Genomic DNA, 16,280 nt, shown 5'->3' with positions numbered 1-16,280 from the left:
TGCGCCCGTCAAGCCACGGGCGGGACTTCAAAGCCATGTATTTTTTCTATTGGAATCAACCACTTGGCGAGGTGCGACATCGTGCCCGGCACTATCGGGTCGGCACATGCCCCGAATCCGTCCGGCGACCGCTGTCCGATTTCGGCTTCCAGGGCCTTTGCGGTTCGTTTGCGACAGGCAAGCCGAAGGGCTCAGCTCCAGCCGCCGCCATAGGTGCGGTAGAAGATATGCAGGCCGATCTTGGTCATCTTCTGCATCGTGCGCGCCCAGCCCGGATGGACGTAGTTGGCGTAGTAGTGGGTCGATGAGCCGACTTCGGGAATGAAGATCTTGCCGGCGGTGACCGCCATCGCGACGTCCTGCGCGGTCTTGTAGTGGGCGGGGCTCTCGATGCGCTTCTTGCGGCCGTCGCAGGCGAAGGAGAACTGGCAGCGGTTCAGCCAGTTGTCGTTCTGGTAGACGACGCCGCAAATCGAGTTTGGATAGGCCGGATTGCGGACGCGGTTGAGAATGACCTGGGCGACGGCGGCCTGGCCGCGCACGGATTCGCCGCGCGCCTCGAAATAGATGCCGTTGGCAAGGCAGGCCTGCTCCTTCGTGGAGAAGGCGCTGGCCGGCAGCGGGTTCTGGATCCACGAGTGGTCACCCTTGGCCATCGGCGGAATGAAGCGCCCGCTGCTCGGCTCCTCGTCCTGCAGCAGCGCCTCGAAGGGTGAGGCCTTGGCGTAATCGGGTTCGGCCTGGGCATAGGCGGTGGCCAGCACGTCCGGTCTGTCATTGTTGACCAACGCGGCAAGCATGGCCGGCACGCCGGGATCGGGCTTCTTGTCCAGGTTGGTATGAAAGGCCTGGGCGATCTGGATTTCCTTGCCCTTGATGCCGGGCTTGGCGAAGGCGAGCTTCAGGCCGCTGTCCATGCTAGGCCGCAGCAGCGAGGAGGTGCGCTGAAAGATCGAGCCGGCATTGAAGTTCTTCGGCGGCGCCACCGGCGAGACCTGGATGATGCGGCCCTTCTTGTCGGCGCGCATGATGCGGTCCTCGTCGGGCGTGATGCCGGCGACATTGCCCTTGCCGCGAAACGAGACCTTGCCGACGCCGGGCAGGCGCACGCCCGAGCCCGAGAGCGAACCGGTGGTGACGGAATCGATGAAAGGCATTTCGGCGGCATGAACCGAGCCGGCGACGGAGCGCTCGACATAAGAGTTCCAGCGGGTGCCCGAGGCTTCGAGGCCGGAAATCAAGCTGCCCATGTCCTGGTAGGCGACGACAGTTGGAAAGCCGATCCAGATGCCGAGCCCGACGACCAATGGCGATACGAAGGAACGTTTTTTCTCACCGGCGGCGGCGGCCAGCCGCTTCAGGACACGTCGATGCACGGGGAACTCTCCAGAAACGCCACTGAGCCACTGGAGAGCCAAAGTGAAGCATTAACCTTGATGCGGGGTTAACGCGGTCGATCGTGTTTTTCCGAAGCGGCCCGAAATGGGACGCCGTTTGCCGGCCGGCAAACGGCGTCAGTTCGGCCGCAGGAAAATTGGCCATGCAATCAAGGCGCAGAGCGCGCCCACCAGCCAGACGCCAGGCCACGACCAGACAAGCAGCAAAGCCGGAATGGCGGTCGGCACCACGAAGAAGGCGATGAAGACGAAGCTGTTGGCAAGACCGAGCGCGGTTCCGGCGCGGCTGGCGCCGGCAAGCGTGGCGAGTTCGGTGTAGGCGACGCCATGCCAGGCGGAGACCGAAATGCCGGCAACGACCAGCAGCACGGCGATCGCCGGGATCAACGCGGCATGGACGTCTGGCGTGGCTCCTGCCGCCAGGACCAGCAGGCCGAGGGCCCCGAAGCCAAGCGCGCTTGTCATGCTGCAGAGGCGCAGGAACCAGCGGCGGTTGCCATGGCGGTCGGTGAAGCGGCCGCTCCAGACGCGCATCACCACCGCGCCGGTCTGCACCGCGGCAAGGCTGGCGCTGATCGTGAGCGTCGCCATGCCGGCGAAATCGTGCAGGAAGACGGAGGCAAAGGTCAGCACCGCCACTTGCGGAAAGCAGAGCAGGCCGATGGCGGTGGCGATGCGCCAGACCTCGACATTGCGCAGCGGCGCCGGACCGCCCGACTTTGCCATGGCCATGCTGCCGGCATTGTCCAGTTCCGGCGGCTGGTGCAGCCACCGCCAGGCAAACAGCGCAGAGACGGCGTTCATGGCGGCCAGCAGCCCGAAGACCGCCGCGAAACCGTGCACCGATGCCAGCGACGGCAGGACCAGCGCGCCGAGCCCGCCGCCGAGCGGCACCGCGGTCTGCCTGATGCTCATGGCAAAGCCACGTTCGCCTTCGTGGAACCAGGCCATGATGGCGCGGCCGCTGGAACCGTTGACGCTGCCGCCGAGCAGGCCGGTGACCAGAAGGCATGCGGCCAGCATTGCGACGCCAGGCACATAGGTCACTGAGGGCACGATGAACAACGCCATCAGGGCGAGCCACGCCGCGGTCGCACCAAGGCCGGTCAATAGCACGCCGCGATCGCCCCAGCGGTCGGTGAGCAGACCCCAGGGCAGTTCGCTCAAGGCAACGCCCAGTCCGAGAAGGCCGAGGACCAGGCCGAGATTGCCATTGCTCAAGTGATAGCCCGACCGCAGAAACACCGCCTCCGCCGGTATGCCGGCGAAGGTGGCGGAGAAACTGGCATTGGCGGCAACGCCGATGCCAAGCACCTTCCAGCGATGATTGGCGCGAAATCGTTCAGCCTTCGACCTGACGGCGGCGGCTCGGCCAACCCGGCCTGGCTCACAATTTGCGTCGGCAATCGACATGGCGGGACTCCTGTTGATGCCCTCTCGGGACCTTGACGCCTCGTCTTTACCGCCATAACTTCATCCCGAATATCGGGAATTTTTTGACAATCGTTCCCGAAAAACAGGATCGTTGAGATGCGCCGCGTAACCTTCGACCTCGATGTCCTCCGAAGCTTCGTCACCGGCATGGAACTCGGCAGCTTCGCCAAGGCCGCCGACCGGCTTGGACGCTCGACCTCGGCGGTGAGCGCGCAACTGAAGAAGCTGGAGGACCAGGCGGCGACGCCGATCTTCCGCAAGTCGGGCCGCGGACTGGCGTTGACCGAAGCCGGCGAAACCATGCTCGGCTATGCCAGGCGGCTGCTCGAGTTGAACGACGAGGCGGCCTCGGCCATCCACGACGTGGAACTGGAAGGCTGGGTCAGGCTCGGCCTGCAGGAGGATTTCGGCGAGGCGGTGCTGCCGGAGGTGCTCGGACGCTTCGCCCGCGCGCACCCCAAGGTCAAGATCGAGGCGCGGATCGGGCGCAGCTATGAACTCGCCGAGCGGATCACATCAGGCAATCTCGACATTGCGCTGGCCTGGGACAGCGGCCAGGCGCTGCCTTACAGCCGGCATGTCGGCGACGCGCAATTGCGCTGGATCGGGCCGGCAAAGCTGATCGAGACCAGGCTACGCGAGGGCGAGGCACTGCCGCTGGTGGCGCTGGAAGCGCCATGCCTGCTGCGCACAGTGACGACGGAAACGCTCGACCGCGCCGGCCTGCCATGGCGGATGGCCTTCTCCAGCCCCAGCCTTGGCGGCATCTGGGCGGCGGTCGCCGCCGGCCTCGGCCTGACCATCCGCACGGATATCGGCCTGCCGGCCAATGTCAGGACGAAGGCACCGCAAACGTTGGGCTTACCCGCGCTGCCAACCATGGCGCTGGTGATGCACCAGAAAGACGCCGAACTGGACCCGGTGGCGACGCGGCTGGCGGATATTTTGTGGCAGGCGGCGGTGGCGGCGCTGCCGCAGGACGAGCGGTTGAGAGAGGTCGCTTAGACGGAAGCGGCTGTCCAGCGTAGCGTTCCGTCACACCCCCCTCTGTCCTGCCGGACATCTCCCCCGCAAGGGGGGAGATTGGATCTCGCGAATGCTTTCGCCAATTTTCAACGTTGCAAGAGAGGCTCCAAAGACGAAACGACTGATCTCCCCCCTTGCGGGGGAGATGCCCGGCAGGGCAGAGGGGGGTGCTGTCCCGCCAATCTTGCGGAGAATTCCGCAACCGTCATCGCTCACTTGCGCTTGTTCGCTCTCCCCGCGAACGGGTTGTCCGAAGTCCGCAGCGCTATCCTGATCGGCACGCCGGGCATGTCGAAGGCTTCGCGCAGGCTGTTGGAGAGGTAGCGGACATAGGATTGCGGCATCGCGTCGGGCCGCGAGCATTGGACGACGAAACCCGGCGGCCGGGTCTTGGCCTGGGTGACATATTTGACCTTGAGCCGGCGGCCGGCGACGGCGGGCGGCGGGTGATGCGCCAGAATGCTTTCCAGCCAACGGTTGAGCTTGCCGGTGGAAACGCGGCTGTTCCACACCTTGTGCGTCTTGATGACGGCATCCATCAGCTTGTCGAGGCTGCGCCCGGTCTCGGCCGAAACCGTCACCGCCTGGATGCCGCGCACCTGCGGCAAAAGCCGTGTGGTCTTTTCGCGCAGTTCGGCCAGCAGTTCCTGCGGATTGTCGATCAGGTCCCATTTGTTGAAGGCGATGACCGGCGCCCTGCCTTCGCGGATGATCAGGTCGGCGATCTGCAGGTCCTGCTTCTCGAACGGGATGGTGGCGTCGAGCACGATGATGACGATCTCGGCAAAGCGGATGGCGCGCAAGCCGTCCTGCACCGACATCACTTCCAGCTTCTCGTGGATCCTGGCCTTGCGGCGCATGCCAGCGGTATCGAACAGTTTTAGCCGGCGGCCATGCCAGTCCCAGTCGACGGAGATGGAATCGCGGGTGATGCCGGCTTCCGGGCCGGTCAACAGCCGCTCCTCGCCGATCAGCGCGTTGATCAGCGTCGACTTGCCGGCATTGGGCCGGCCGACGACGGCAATGCGCATCGGCTTGGTGTCGTCATAGGCGGGTTCGGCGTCGGGATCGGTGATGTCCTCGCCGATCAGCACCTCGCTGGCGGCGACGTCCTCGGCCTCGTCTTCTTCCTCGCCGAAGGCGCGGTCTTTGCCTAGCGCCTCGATCACCGCGTCGCGCAGATCGGGCATGCCCTGGCCGTGCTCGGCCGAGACCGGGATCGGCTCGCCGAGGCCGAGTTCCCAGGCTTCCAGCATGCCGCCCTGGGCGCCCTTGGCCTCGGCCTTGTTGGCGACCAGCACGACCGGCTTGCCGGACTTGCGCACGATCTCGGCAAAGGTGCGGTCGTCGGGCAAAAGGCCGGACTTGGCGTCGATGGTGAAGAAGATCAGGTCGGCTTCGCGGATGGCGATCTCGGTCTGCGCGCGCATGCGGCCGGGCAGCGTCGAAGCGGCGGCGTCTTCGAAACCGGCGGTGTCGATGACATCGAAATGCAGATCGTAGAGTTTGGCCGCGTGGACGCGACGGTCGCGGGTGACGCCCGGCGTGTCGTCGACAAGCGCCAGCTTCCGTCCCACCAACCGGTTGAAAAGGGTCGATTTGCCGACATTGGGCCGGCCGATAATGGCGACTTTGAAGCTCATTCGGCTATCCATATCATCGCCCAAACCGCAGCGCGCCCTTGGGTCAGGCCCGAGGGCAGGCTTTGGGCGATGCGTATCATGACGCGCCCGAGCCGCGGATCAGTTCGGACATCAGCGTCGCCCGCTGGCGCGCATTGCGCGGGGCGCCGTCATCGGCGGCGATCTGGTCGAACAGTTTCAGCGCATCCTGGGTCTTGCCTTCTTTCCAGGCGGCAAGGCCGAGCGCTTCGCGCGCCGTGTGGCGTAGCGTGTTGTTGTCGGCGGTCAGCGCCTCGACGCGGCTGGAAACGTCGGCGAAGGAGCCGTGATCGACGAGCAGCAGGGCGGCCCGCAGGCGCGCCATGTCGCGAATGCCCTGGGGAATGGCGGTGTCGGCGGCTACGCCATCGAAATCCGCGACGGCAGCGGCAAAGTCGCCCTTGTCGGCCTTGACGGTTGCCGCGCGCATGCGGGCGAGCAGCGGATAGGCGCCGTAGCCGTCCTTTTCCAGCTGTTCGAGGGCGGTCAGCGACTCGTCGCTCTTGCCGTCATTGGCAAGCTTCAGCGCCTGCGAAAACGCATCGCCCGAGCGGTTGGCGCGGGTCTCGTCCCAATAGCGGTAGCCGACGAAGGCAGCGGTGCCGAGCACCACCAGGACGGCGAGGACAAGGATCGCCGGGCCGAAACGATCCCAAAGCACCTGCGCCTTTTCGCGACGGATCTCGTCGTTCACTTCGCGGATAAAACTGTCGTCGGACATCAATCAAAACCATTGCTGCCCCAACAGGGGCGCTTCTTGAGCCCGCGTTTTAGCGAAATTTCGCGGGCATGGAAGGGGCTCGGCAGGAAAATCGGCTAATCGCCGGGCGCATAGCTGCCGACATTGATCGCACCCACGCCACATTTTGCCGATAGCCGGCTTGGACTGCCTCCAGATCAAGCCCAGATTGCCGATCCACGTTTGTCCCGCGTTGTTGCGTTTTCCTCAGCCGTGCTTGCCATGGCGGGCACTGCTTTCGCCGACCCGCCGGCGCCGCCTGCCCCGGCAAAGCCGAAGCAAATCGTCATCATCTCGTTCGACAGCGCCCGGGAGATCTCGCAATGGCAGCGCAGCCGGGCACTGGCCAAGCGCACCGGCGCGCATTTCACCTACTTTCTGTCCTGCGTGTTCCTGTTGTCGCAGCAGACGCGCGCCGAATACACCGCGCCGGCCAGGTCCGCGGGCAAATCCAACATCGGCTTTGCCGTCTCGAAGCAGGAAGTCGCGGACCGGCTCGACCAGATCGGCCTCGCCGCTGCGGAGGGCCATGACATCGCCAGCCATGGCTGCGGCCATTTCGACGGCAAGGACTGGAGCAAGGCCGACTGGCTGAAGGAATTCGCCTCGTTCGGGCGCATTCTGGAGAACGCCTATACGATCAACGGCATTGCGCGCGAGCCGGCACGCTGGCGCGCTACTGCCCATTCGGTTGTCGGCTTTCGCGCACCCTACCTCTCGACCGGCAAAGGGCTCTACGAGGCCCTGGCTGAAGCAGGCTACGACTATGACGCCAGCGGCGTTTCGAACGGCCCGGTCGAGCCGCCGACCAGCGGCGGCCTCACTCGCTTTTCGCTGCCGCAGATCCCGGAAGGCCGGAGCGGCAGGCCGGTGATCGCCATGGACTACAATCTCTATGTCCGGCATTCCGACGGTTTCGAGCGGCCGAGCCAGGCAGCCGAGTTCAGCGATCGGACCTACCAGGCCTTCCGTGCTGCCTTCGACAAGCAATATCAGGGCAAGCGCATCCCACTGGTGCTGAGCTTCCACTTCACCTTGATGAACAACGGCGCCTACTGGAACGCGCTGGAGCGCTTTGCCGACGAGACGTGCGTGAAAGCCGACGTCGAATGCATCAGTTTTCGCGATTATGTGCAGCGGCAACGTGATAGCGAGAGGCAGGCGGCGGTGGGCGGCTGAGCCGCCAACCGTCTGCGCAAATAGGATCAAGCCGGGTCGGGTTCCTTTGCCTGTTCCTGACGCTCCATGAAGTGGCGGTCAATGTCGGGCAGCGGCTCGCCGCGAATCGTCGCCTCGAAGGCGCGAAGGCGCTTGTGAACTGACAGAAGCTCGACAATCGTCGACCAAGAATTGACGAGATACTGGAATGAGTTGGTTACCTGACTGAAGGCTGAACTGACCTGGTTGATGAGACCCAGCGTCAGCGTTCCAGCGATCATGGAAGGCACCATCAGGAAGTAGGAGAAGACGTTGTTGGTCTGAAGATAAAGATAGCGGACCACGTTGAAATACACATAGTGGAAATACAGGCGAAAGTAGTTTTGCCGCACACTCGCAAACAGCTCCGCGACGGTCTGCGGCTGCGCCCGGGCCGGATCGTCCTCACCGTAGACGAGTTCCTTGCGATATGCTGCCTCGACGCGCTGGTTACGAAACTGCAAGCCAGGAAGCTTGATGCCTGCGGTCGCAATGATGACTGTACCGAAGACTGCCCAGAAGATCGCAGCCAAAACCAGCGGCTGAGGAACATGACCGATCAATGGCAACTCTGTGACATGCTTAGAATAACTGAGCAGGATCGGCATGAAAGCGATAAGCGTCATGATGGAATCGACGAAGCTAGTGCCAAGGTCTTCCATTATCTTGGAAAACCGCATCGTGTCTTCCTGCACACGCTGTGCAGCGCCCTCAATATGGCGCAGCTTCGGCCAATAGGACATGTAGTAATTGTTCATCGCAGTGCGCCAGCGAAACACCCAGTGGCTGACGAAGAAGTTTGTCAAAACGAACACGGTAACCGCGACAAGAGCGATACCGAGGAAAGTGATTATTTGAGCGTAAAGATCAGCCTCGGTTGCCTTGACCGTTTTGCTCACGATGCCCTGAATGAGGTCCCAGAATGGTCCATACCATGCGTTGATCGCCACGCTTACCTGCACCTGAAAGTAGGTCGTGAACAGGAGCAGCGAACTGCCGAGGATAGACCATTGGTCCCACGGGTGCGGAGAATACCAGTGCCAGAAGCCATAGAATATCAAAACGCCAAGCGCATAGTAGATGTAGAACCAGAGGAACGGAGGCGACCAGAACACCGAGACGCCTATGATGGGCGGCGCGTCGGCAAGAGCCGGAGGCAAGCCGAGAAACGCGCCAAGCTGGTCAGCACCGAGGAACCAGGCTGCCACGAGAACCGCAGTCCAGACGACGGCCGAGATGAAAAACAGCTTCGGCTGCGGGAAGAAGGATACGAACACTGTGGCGAATTCCTCGGTCGATGCGCAAATCAGCGGGGTTGCTGGTTAGCGGGCATAAAGTCACACATTAGGTGGAAAGCAAATGCCCGTGCCCGATGCCCGGCATCGAGCAAGACCACAATCATGGCGATTTTGGCGCGGCCGACCAGGTGATCCCAGCAGATACCAGCAATACGCCAGCAGCGACGATCGAGGCGAGGAAGAAGTTGCCCGAGGCTTGCGCCAGCAGGCCGGCGACGACAGGGCCGACGATCTGGCCGATGCCGAAGGACGCGGTCATCAGAGCGAAGATGCGGCGCGGCGCCTGCGGCACGAGCTGCCTTGCCGTCTGCAGGCCGAGCGCGGTGATGGCGATGAAGGTGCCGCCGAGCAGGACGCCCGCCAGCAGCGGCCCGGCGGTGCCGCCGATGGCGACGCTGGCGGTGACGCCGACCACCTCGACCAGGCAGCCCACGGCATAGGCGGTATAAAGCCCGATCCGTGCCGCTACCTTCTGCCACAGCCAGACCGAGGGGAAGCCGGCAAGGCCGGTGACCATCCAGACGCTTGCCTCGAAGACACGGCCGCCGCCGCCCTGGCGCACGATGGCGACCAGGAAGGTCGCCGTCACCACATAGCCGAAGCCGAACAGGCCGTAGGCAACGATGACTTTTGCCAACGACCGGTCCCTCGGCAGTGCCGGTTCGCGGTCGGCCACGCCGCTGCCAGGTGCGGTGCCGCCGGCGAGCAAGGCGACGAGCGCAAGGCCGCCGGCGGAAATCGCTGCCGACCACAGCCAGCCCGAAGCCCAGCCGGCATGTTCGGTGACCAGAACCGCCATCAGCGCTGAGGATGCCGCGATGCCGAGGCCGACGCCGCCGAAATGCAGCGCCTGCAGGTCGCTTCTGTTGGCGGCTGCCAGGTGACCGAAGACGATCGAGGCCATGAACACCATGACGAAGGCGCTGGCGAGACCGGCAAGGAAACGGATGAGGATGAAGGCCGTCATCGTTTCGGTCAGTCCCATCAGGGCGGCGAGCGCAGCACTGGCGGCAAGGCCGCCAAACATCAGCAGCCGCTCGCGCCCATGCGCCCAGCCGCCGGCAGCCGCAAGCGCGCCGACGAGGTAGCCGAGGTAGTTGGCCGACGCGATCCAGCCGGCATCGGCCGGCGACAGATGCAGTTCTTCCATCATTCCGGGCAGGATCGGCGTGTAGACGAAACGGCCAATGCCCATGGCGACGGCCATGGCGATCATGCCGGCGAGAGCAAGGCGCGAGGGTGATGGCGCGGCGTTCATTGCAGCGCACAATAAGGGTGAGGACCGATCAGACCAATCCACTTGCGTTGGGCCAGACTTGGCGGCGGCGACAGTGGCCGTTGGCGTGACTGTGCCGAGGCGCGAGGGCCACTTGGCGTCGCGCCGCCCCGCCTGCCGGCACCTTCTCCCCATATAGTGACGGGGAGAAGGGGGTTAACCGTGTGCCTCGGCGCCCTTGCCTGCAGGGCTGGTGATTGGCGAAACCTTCGGCGCCGGCAACGTTTCTCCCTTACGGGGAGAAATGCCCGGCAGGGCAATGAGCGGCAGCGCTGGCGCCGACAGTATCGCCTTCCCAGTTACCGCGTCCGCGATTTCAGCGGCAGCCTGCTTGCGCCGTCTCGTATGCAGTGCGGCGCGCCGTCAGGCGAAACGGCATGTCGCCGAGTTCGCGCTCCGACATGGTGTCGAGCACGGGATGCGACAGCGGATCGGTCACCCAATTGAGGACATCCCCGTCATGGCGCCGCCGCGTGTAGCCGGCGGCAAAGACTTTGAGCAATGATACGATCGTCACCATCCTCGCCTCCTCGGTCTGACTGTCCCGCTAGAATCTGCCCTGTCTCGCCGTCTTTCAATTGAGATTTCGGCCGCGCCGGTTTAGAAAAACTGGAATGGCTATGCTGAACCGCGTCCATCTCAACGGCCTGCGCGCCGTCGAAACCGTCGCCCGCCTCGGCTCGCTGGCGGCGGCTGCCGGCGAGCTCAACGTCTCCGTCAGCGCCGTCAGCCAGCAGATCAACCGCACCGAAAAGCAGCTCGGACAAGCGCTGTTCGAGCGTACGGCGAGCGGGCTGGTGCTGACCGAGTTCGGCACGGTTTTTTCCGCCCGGCTGGGCGCCGGTTTTCGCGAGCTGGCGCAGGCGGTGGCGCTGGCCGATGAGGCAAGCCAGTGCACGCTGGTGGTTTCGGTGGCGCCGGCCTTCGCCTCGAAATGGCTGCTGCCGCGATTGTCGCGGCATTTCGACCGCCATCCCAACGTGCTGCTGCGCATCGACGCCTCGGTGCGCCTCGCCGATCTCGAACGTTCCGACATCGACATCGCCATCCGGCTTGGCGACGGCAAATGGCCGGGCGGCCGGGCGGAACTTTTGTTGGCGCAGGAAGTCTTTCCGGTCTGCGCGCCGGTGATCGCCAGGAAACTGAAGTCGATCGAAGACCTGGCGCAGACCTGCGCCATCACCGACGAGCGGGCGATGATCAACTGGGAGAGCTGGTTCAAGGCTGCCGGGGCCGAGCCGGTCACTTTTCGCAAGGGCGCGCGCTTCACCGACCCGATGTTGTGCCTGGAATCGGCAATCGCCGGCCACGGCGTCATGCTCGGCTGGCAATTGCTGGCCGCCGATGCGCTGGCCGACGGCCGCCTCGTCGCGCCTTTCGGCGTGCGGGCGCAGAGCGGCCTTGGCTACTGGCTGGTGACCTCGGCCACCAAGACCGAAAGCCGCAAGGTGCGCGATTTCAAGATCTGGATCCGCGAAGAGATCGCGGCGACCGTGGCGCAGTTTAGCGCGCTGGAAAGCGCTGCCTAGGGCTGTCCGTCGCGACGGTGCTGGAAAGGACAGCCGCGCCGGCCTATGTTGGAACTCTCACTCCCGGACCAAGGCAGGCAGGATCATGACCACACATTCGCGCAGCGTTTCCGCAACGATCGACCCGGTGAAGCTCGACAGGCTGGCGGAAGTCGCCATCAAGGTCGGGCTGCAATTGCAGCCGGGGCAGGATCTGGTGCTGACCTCGTCGATCGCCGCACTGCCGCTGACCAGGCGCATCGTTGAGCACGCCTACAAGGCCGGCGCCGGGCTGGTAACGCCGATCTTCAACGATGACGAGATCACGCTGGCGCGCTTCCGCTACGGGGCGGATGCCGGCTTCGACCGCGCCGCCGGCTGGATGTATGAAGGCATGGCGAAGGCCTTTTCCAACAATGCGGCGCGGCTTGCCGTGCGCGGCGAGGACCCGTCGCTGTTGTCGGCGCAGGACCCGGCGAAAGTGGCGCGCGCCAACAAGGCGAACTCGATGGCCTACCAGCCGGCGCTGGAAAAGATCACCGGCTTCGACATCAACTGGAACATCGTCGCCTACCCGGATCTCGCCTGGGCAAAACAGGTCTTCCCCGGCGATGCCGACGATGTCGCCGTGGTGAAGCTCGCCGATGCGATCTTTTCGGCATCACGGGTCGATGTGGAAGACCCGATCGCAAACTGGACGGCGCACAATGCAGCGCTGCGCGGCCGCACAAAGTGGCTGAACGAGCACAATTTCCATGATCTGCATTTCAGCGGCCCGGGCACCGACCTCACCGTCGGGCTGGCCGATGGCCATGAATGGATGGGCGGCGCCTCGACTGCCAAGAACGGCGTCACCTGCAATCCGAACATCCCGTCCGAGGAGGTCTTCACCACGCCGCATGCACGGCGCGTCTCCGGCCGTGTATCCTCGACCAAGCCGCTGTCCTACCAGGGCACGCTGATCGACGATATCTCGGTGCGTTTCGAAGAGGGCAGGATCGTCGAGGCCAAGGCTTCGAAGGGCGAGGACGTGCTGAAGAAAGTGCTCGACACCGACGAGGGTTCGCGCCGGCTCGGCGAGGTGGCGCTGGTGCCGCATTCCTCGCCGATCTCGGCCAGCGGCCTGCTGTTCTTCAACACGCTGTTCGACGAGAACGCCGCCTGCCACATCGCGCTCGGGCAGTGCTATTCAAAATGCTTCGTCGACGGCGCCTCGCTCACCCAGGACGAAATCGCCCAGCGCGGCGGCAACAAGAGTTTTATCCACATCGACTGGATGATCGGCTCCGACAAGATCGACATAGACGGCGTGCACAAGGATGGCCGCAAGGTGCCGGTGATGCGCAAGGGTGAGTGGGCGTAAGCTCGCGGAGGGCGGATGGGTTTCGACCTGACGGTCAAGCGAATTTACGAAGCACCCGCGCCCGATGATGGGCAGCGGGTGCTGGTCGATCGCATCTGGCCGCGCGGCATCAGCAAGGAGGATGCCGCGCTGACGCTGTGGCTGAAGGAGATCGCGCCGAGCGATGAATTGCGGAGGTGGTTCGGACATGAGCCGGCGCGATGGGCGGAGTTTCAGGTGCGGTATTCGGTCGAGCTGGATGGGAATAGAGAAGCGGTGGCGAAACTGCGTGGCTTGCTCGGCAAGGCCAAGGTGACGCTGCTTTATGGCGCACATGACGAGGCGCATAACAATGCGGTGGCGTTGGCGGGGTATTTGCGCTGGACGGGTTGAGAGACAGCGAACCGCTGCATACGCCGCAAGCGAAAGCCTTCACAATTAGCGATCGCCCTCCACGCGTTCGTCATCCTCGGGCTGACCCGAGGATCCTGTGTGTTGTTCCCATGCTATGTTTGGGGTGGGAAGGAGACCGACAGGATCCCATGGTCTGCGCTGCGCCGCTTCGAACCTAGCTTCGCCATCGGATGACGAAGCGAGGCGACGCTACTTCACCACCCCTTCATACGCCTCCGGCTTGAAGCCAACCAAAATCTCATCCCCGACCTCGAGCACCGGGCGCTTGATCATCGTCGGGTTGGCCAGCATCAGCTTCCTGGCCTTCTTCTCGTCGAGCCCTTGCTTGTCCTTGTCCGGCAGTTCGCGAAATGTGGTGCTGCCCTTGTTGAGCAGCTTTTCCCAGCCAACCTTGCCGACCCACCGGTCCAGTCTGCCCGCCTCTATCCCCTCGGCCCGGTAGTCGTGAAAGCGGTAGGGCACAGCATGGCCCTCCAGCCAGGTGCGCGCCTTGCGGATCGTGTCGCAGGTGGTGATGCCGTACATGGTGATCGTCAAAACGCGCTTCCCTTGACTGACAGTCGAATCCTCAGACAGCCTAAAACCACCCTCCCCGCTTTGCCAGCGTCCCAATCGCTAGCGGCGCTTTTTTAGAGGTTGCCAATACTAAGGAAATTTCCTAAGTATCTGTCTGCACCGCGTCGACAGACCTCAGGATCGCCCATGCCAAGCCTCCACGCCCCAACTACAAGTCTCCCGCCGATCGACGGCATCTTCCGCGCGCTGGCTGACCCGACGCGGCGGCGCGTGGTCGAGCGGCTGAACCGCAGTCCCGCCTCAGTCAGCGAGTTGGCGCAGCCTTTCGAGATGGCGCTGCCTTCCTTCATCGAGCATCTGAAAGTGCTGGAAGGCTGCGGACTGCTGCGATCGGAAAAAATCGGCCGCACCAGGACCTATCAGTTGGCGCCCGAACCGCTGCAGCTCGCCGAAAACTGGCTGGCCGAACAGCGCACGCTGTGGGAGCGCCGACTCGATCAATTCGACGCCTATGTGATGAGCCTCAAGGAGCAAGAAAAGTGAGCTATCCCTTCAAGCCCGACCCCAGACTGGACCTGACTCTGGAGCGCAAGCTCGACGCGCCGCGCGAACTCTTGTGGAGCGCGATGACGGTGCCGGAGCATGTCAAGCAATGGTTCACGCCCAAGCCCTGGCTGATCACCGATTGCGAGATCGACCTTCGTCCGGGCGGACTGTTCCGGACGCGCATGCAATCGCCCGACGGCAAGGAGGTCAACGACCGCCATTGCTGCTATCTCGAGATCGTGCCGAACGAGCGGCTGGTGTGGACCGATGCGCTGCTGCCGGGCTATCGGCCCTCCGGCGAGCCCTTCATCACCGCAGTCATTTCGCTTCAGTCGGATGACAAGGGCACGCGCTACACGGCAACGGCCATCCATCGCGACGAGGCTACCCGCAACAATCATGAAGAGATGGGGTTCTTCGACGGCTGGGGCACGGTGGCCGATCAGTTGGCGCAGTATGTGAAGACCATTTGAGCTTTTCCCACTGCGGCCAGGACTTTGTCCCGGCCGCCTGGTTTTTGGGTCGTGCAGCGAAGTGCGCCGGAACCCTACGGCACCCGGGCTCAGTAGTAGAAGCGCTCTTCGGTGATCTTGCCGTTCTTGACCGTGTACAGGCCAACCTCGTCCATGGTGACCCGTTCGCCGGTGGCCTTGGGCGTTATGTCGAACTTGAAGCGCACCGCGAACTGGTCGCCGTTGACATAGGGGCCTTCGACAGAGCCGCCATGGACTTCGTGGTTCTCTTGCCACCATTCGCCCTTTTGCCTGAGAGCCTCCTTGCCACGGGCGATGGCCATCGGCCCCTCCATGGCTTCGAGGCTGACGATATCATCGGCATTGTACTTTTCACCAGCACCCAGGTGATCCCCCTGCTGGAGCATTTCAGTGAAATCCTTGGCAACATCCGCGATGGTCATGTGTGTTCCTCCTGTTCAGACTGGTTTGAAGTAGGGAAGCGCTTGCCGGCCCGCCACCTTTACCCGCACGACAGCTGACAAGGTGTGTCAGGACGATGATATAGCGCGGCTGTGTGACGACGATTGCGGCGGCGTCGGACAGCGACTTCGGTTGCAGACAAAAGCCAATTCCGCAATGCTGGGTGCATGTGCAACCTCTACAACATCACGACGACGCAAGAGGCGGTCCGCCAATGGACCCGCACATTGCGCGATATCAGCGGCAACCTCGAACCTTCGCTTGATGTCTATCCCAATCAACCTGGGCTTGTCGTTCGCAACAGGACGGATGGGGAGCGTGAACTGGCGAAACTGCTTTGGGGTTTGCCAACGCCGCCCGAGCGCATGAAAGGTAAGGCCGACTACGGCACCACCAACGTTCGCAATCCGCAATATTCGCACTGGCAGCAATATGTGGGCGTCGAGCACAGATGTGTCGTGCCGGTGACCAGCTTTGCCGAGCCCAGCCCTGCGGCGAACGATAAAGACCCGGAAACAGGAATCCAGCGAAATTACTGGTTTGCCCGTGGCGAGAGCCGGCCGCTGTTCTTCTTCGCTGGTTTCTGGACGTCTTGGCAGGGCGTGCGAAAGGTCAAGGACGGTCCCGGCGACTTCGAGCTATACGCCTTCATGACCACCAAGCCTAATGCTCTCATTGCGCCGATACATGAGAAGGCTATGCCCGTGATCCTCACCACGCCGGAGGAAACCGAGGCTTGGCTGACGGCGCCATGGTCGGAAGCACGGCGTTTGCAGCGGACGGCGCCCAACGACGCGTTGGTGATCGTTGAGAAGCCAGCCACACAGATTAAGTTCCCACCACAGGCCCCGGCCCAAGGGTCTCTGTTTTAGCCCGAAATCGGCTCTCCTCAATCGTCGTCTCGCCAGATTACCCGGCGAACCATGCGGATTTCGACAAGACGTCTGACGCGAATTTTAAGGCGTTCAGCAGCGCTTGGCAGAATGATGCC

Annotated in this window: 17 protein-coding genes; 8 read left to right on the top strand and 9 right to left on the bottom strand. The window is 63.4% G+C overall.

Going from position 1 to position 16,280, the window contains the following annotated elements:
- Positions 1–191 precede the first annotated feature (191 nt).
- Together NKJ76_RS16675 and NKJ76_RS16670 are read right to left on the bottom strand one after the other, a co-directional pair.
- On the bottom strand, positions 192–1,376 hold the full coding sequence (locus NKJ76_RS16675) for a cell wall hydrolase (protein ID WP_352537917.1): 1,185 nt from the start codon (positions 1,374–1,376) through the stop codon (positions 192–194).
- A gap of 138 nt (positions 1,377–1,514) precedes the next feature.
- Positions 1,515–2,810 carry an MFS transporter gene (locus NKJ76_RS16670; RefSeq protein WP_352537916.1) on the bottom strand — a complete coding sequence of 432 codons (1,296 nt, stop codon included), beginning with the start codon at positions 2,808–2,810 and terminating at the stop codon, positions 1,515–1,517.
- Positions 2,811–2,927: 117 nt separating this feature from the next.
- Here NKJ76_RS16670 and NKJ76_RS16665 point away from each other — a divergent pair, with 117 nt between their 5' ends.
- Positions 2,928–3,836, top strand: a complete 909-nt coding sequence (locus NKJ76_RS16665; RefSeq protein ID WP_352537915.1) for a LysR substrate-binding domain-containing protein — start codon at positions 2,928–2,930, stop codon at positions 3,834–3,836.
- 233 nt (positions 3,837–4,069) lie between these two features.
- Here the strand turns inward: NKJ76_RS16665 and der are convergent, their stop codons facing one another.
- Positions 4,070–5,500 (bottom strand): ribosome biogenesis GTPase Der, encoded by a 1,431-nt coding sequence (gene der, locus NKJ76_RS16660; RefSeq protein WP_023692116.1) that lies wholly within the window; start codon positions 5,498–5,500, stop codon positions 4,070–4,072.
- A gap of 76 nt (positions 5,501–5,576) precedes the next feature.
- Positions 5,577–6,239 carry a tetratricopeptide repeat protein gene (locus NKJ76_RS16655; RefSeq protein ID WP_023668491.1) on the bottom strand — a complete coding sequence of 221 codons (663 nt, stop codon included), beginning with the start codon at positions 6,237–6,239 and terminating at the stop codon, positions 5,577–5,579.
- Between the two features lie 240 nt (positions 6,240–6,479).
- On the opposite strand from NKJ76_RS16655, the gene NKJ76_RS16650 reads away from it, so the two are divergent.
- Positions 6,480–7,436 carry a polysaccharide deacetylase family protein gene (locus tag NKJ76_RS16650; RefSeq protein ID WP_352537914.1) on the top strand — a complete coding sequence of 319 codons (957 nt, stop codon included), beginning with the start codon at positions 6,480–6,482 and terminating at the stop codon, positions 7,434–7,436.
- A 26-nt stretch (positions 7,437–7,462) separates the two neighbouring features.
- Here NKJ76_RS16650 and sbmA read toward each other — a convergent pair whose 3' ends face one another.
- The 3 genes from sbmA to NKJ76_RS16635 form a co-directional block, all read right to left on the bottom strand.
- Positions 7,463–8,731, bottom strand: a complete 1,269-nt coding sequence (gene sbmA, locus NKJ76_RS16645; RefSeq protein WP_023687099.1) for a peptide antibiotic transporter SbmA — start codon at positions 8,729–8,731, stop codon at positions 7,463–7,465.
- Between the two features lie 121 nt (positions 8,732–8,852).
- Positions 8,853–10,010 carry a YbfB/YjiJ family MFS transporter gene (locus NKJ76_RS16640; RefSeq protein ID WP_352537913.1) on the bottom strand — a complete coding sequence of 386 codons (1,158 nt, stop codon included), beginning with the start codon at positions 10,008–10,010 and terminating at the stop codon, positions 8,853–8,855.
- 334 nt (positions 10,011–10,344) lie between these two features.
- Complete coding sequence (locus NKJ76_RS16635; protein ID WP_023684387.1) at positions 10,345–10,548, bottom strand: hypothetical protein; 204 nt, start codon at positions 10,546–10,548, stop codon at positions 10,345–10,347.
- Between the two features lie 94 nt (positions 10,549–10,642).
- Here NKJ76_RS16635 and NKJ76_RS16630 point away from each other — a divergent pair, with 94 nt between their 5' ends.
- From NKJ76_RS16630 to NKJ76_RS16620, 3 genes are all read left to right on the top strand, one after another.
- Entirely contained in the window at positions 10,643–11,557 is a 915-nt protein-coding gene (locus tag NKJ76_RS16630; RefSeq protein ID WP_027050074.1) for a LysR substrate-binding domain-containing protein, read from the top strand.
- 85 nt (positions 11,558–11,642) lie between these two features.
- The gene (locus NKJ76_RS16625; protein ID WP_352537912.1) at positions 11,643–12,899 is read left to right on the top strand and encodes an aminopeptidase; all 1,257 of its coding nucleotides are present in this window, start codon (positions 11,643–11,645) and stop codon (positions 12,897–12,899) included.
- 15 nt (positions 12,900–12,914) lie between these two features.
- A complete protein-coding gene (locus NKJ76_RS16620; RefSeq protein ID WP_023692122.1) occupies positions 12,915–13,271 on the top strand; it encodes a DUF488 domain-containing protein in 357 nt (118 codons plus the stop codon).
- A gap of 210 nt (positions 13,272–13,481) precedes the next feature.
- Here the strand turns inward: NKJ76_RS16620 and NKJ76_RS16615 are convergent, their stop codons facing one another.
- Positions 13,482–13,829, bottom strand: a complete 348-nt coding sequence (locus tag NKJ76_RS16615; protein ID WP_352537911.1) for an ArsC family reductase — start codon at positions 13,827–13,829, stop codon at positions 13,482–13,484.
- A 165-nt stretch (positions 13,830–13,994) separates the two neighbouring features.
- Between NKJ76_RS16615 and NKJ76_RS16610 the strand changes: the two genes are divergently transcribed.
- Positions 13,995–14,351, top strand: coding sequence for an ArsR/SmtB family transcription factor (locus tag NKJ76_RS16610; protein WP_352537910.1), 357 nt, complete (start codon positions 13,995–13,997; stop codon positions 14,349–14,351).
- Positions 14,348–14,827 (top strand): SRPBCC family protein, encoded by a 480-nt coding sequence (locus NKJ76_RS16605; RefSeq protein WP_352460059.1) that lies wholly within the window; start codon positions 14,348–14,350, stop codon positions 14,825–14,827. Before NKJ76_RS16610 ends, NKJ76_RS16605 begins: the two co-directional genes overlap by 4 nt.
- Positions 14,828–14,916: 89 nt before the next feature.
- Here NKJ76_RS16605 and NKJ76_RS16600 read toward each other — a convergent pair whose 3' ends face one another.
- Positions 14,917–15,270, bottom strand: a complete 354-nt coding sequence (locus tag NKJ76_RS16600) for a nuclear transport factor 2 family protein (RefSeq protein ID WP_023684393.1) — start codon at positions 15,268–15,270, stop codon at positions 14,917–14,919.
- Between the two features lie 186 nt (positions 15,271–15,456).
- Between NKJ76_RS16600 and NKJ76_RS16595 the strand changes: the two genes are divergently transcribed.
- Complete coding sequence (locus tag NKJ76_RS16595) at positions 15,457–16,161, top strand: SOS response-associated peptidase (RefSeq protein WP_023684394.1); 705 nt, start codon at positions 15,457–15,459, stop codon at positions 16,159–16,161.
- Positions 16,162–16,280 lie beyond the last annotated feature (119 nt).

The organism is Mesorhizobium sp. M0029 (genome assembly GCF_040323735.1).
Taxonomy (GTDB): Bacteria; Pseudomonadota; Alphaproteobacteria; order Rhizobiales; family Rhizobiaceae; genus Mesorhizobium.
This window is presented reverse-complemented; position numbering and strand designations above follow the sequence as displayed.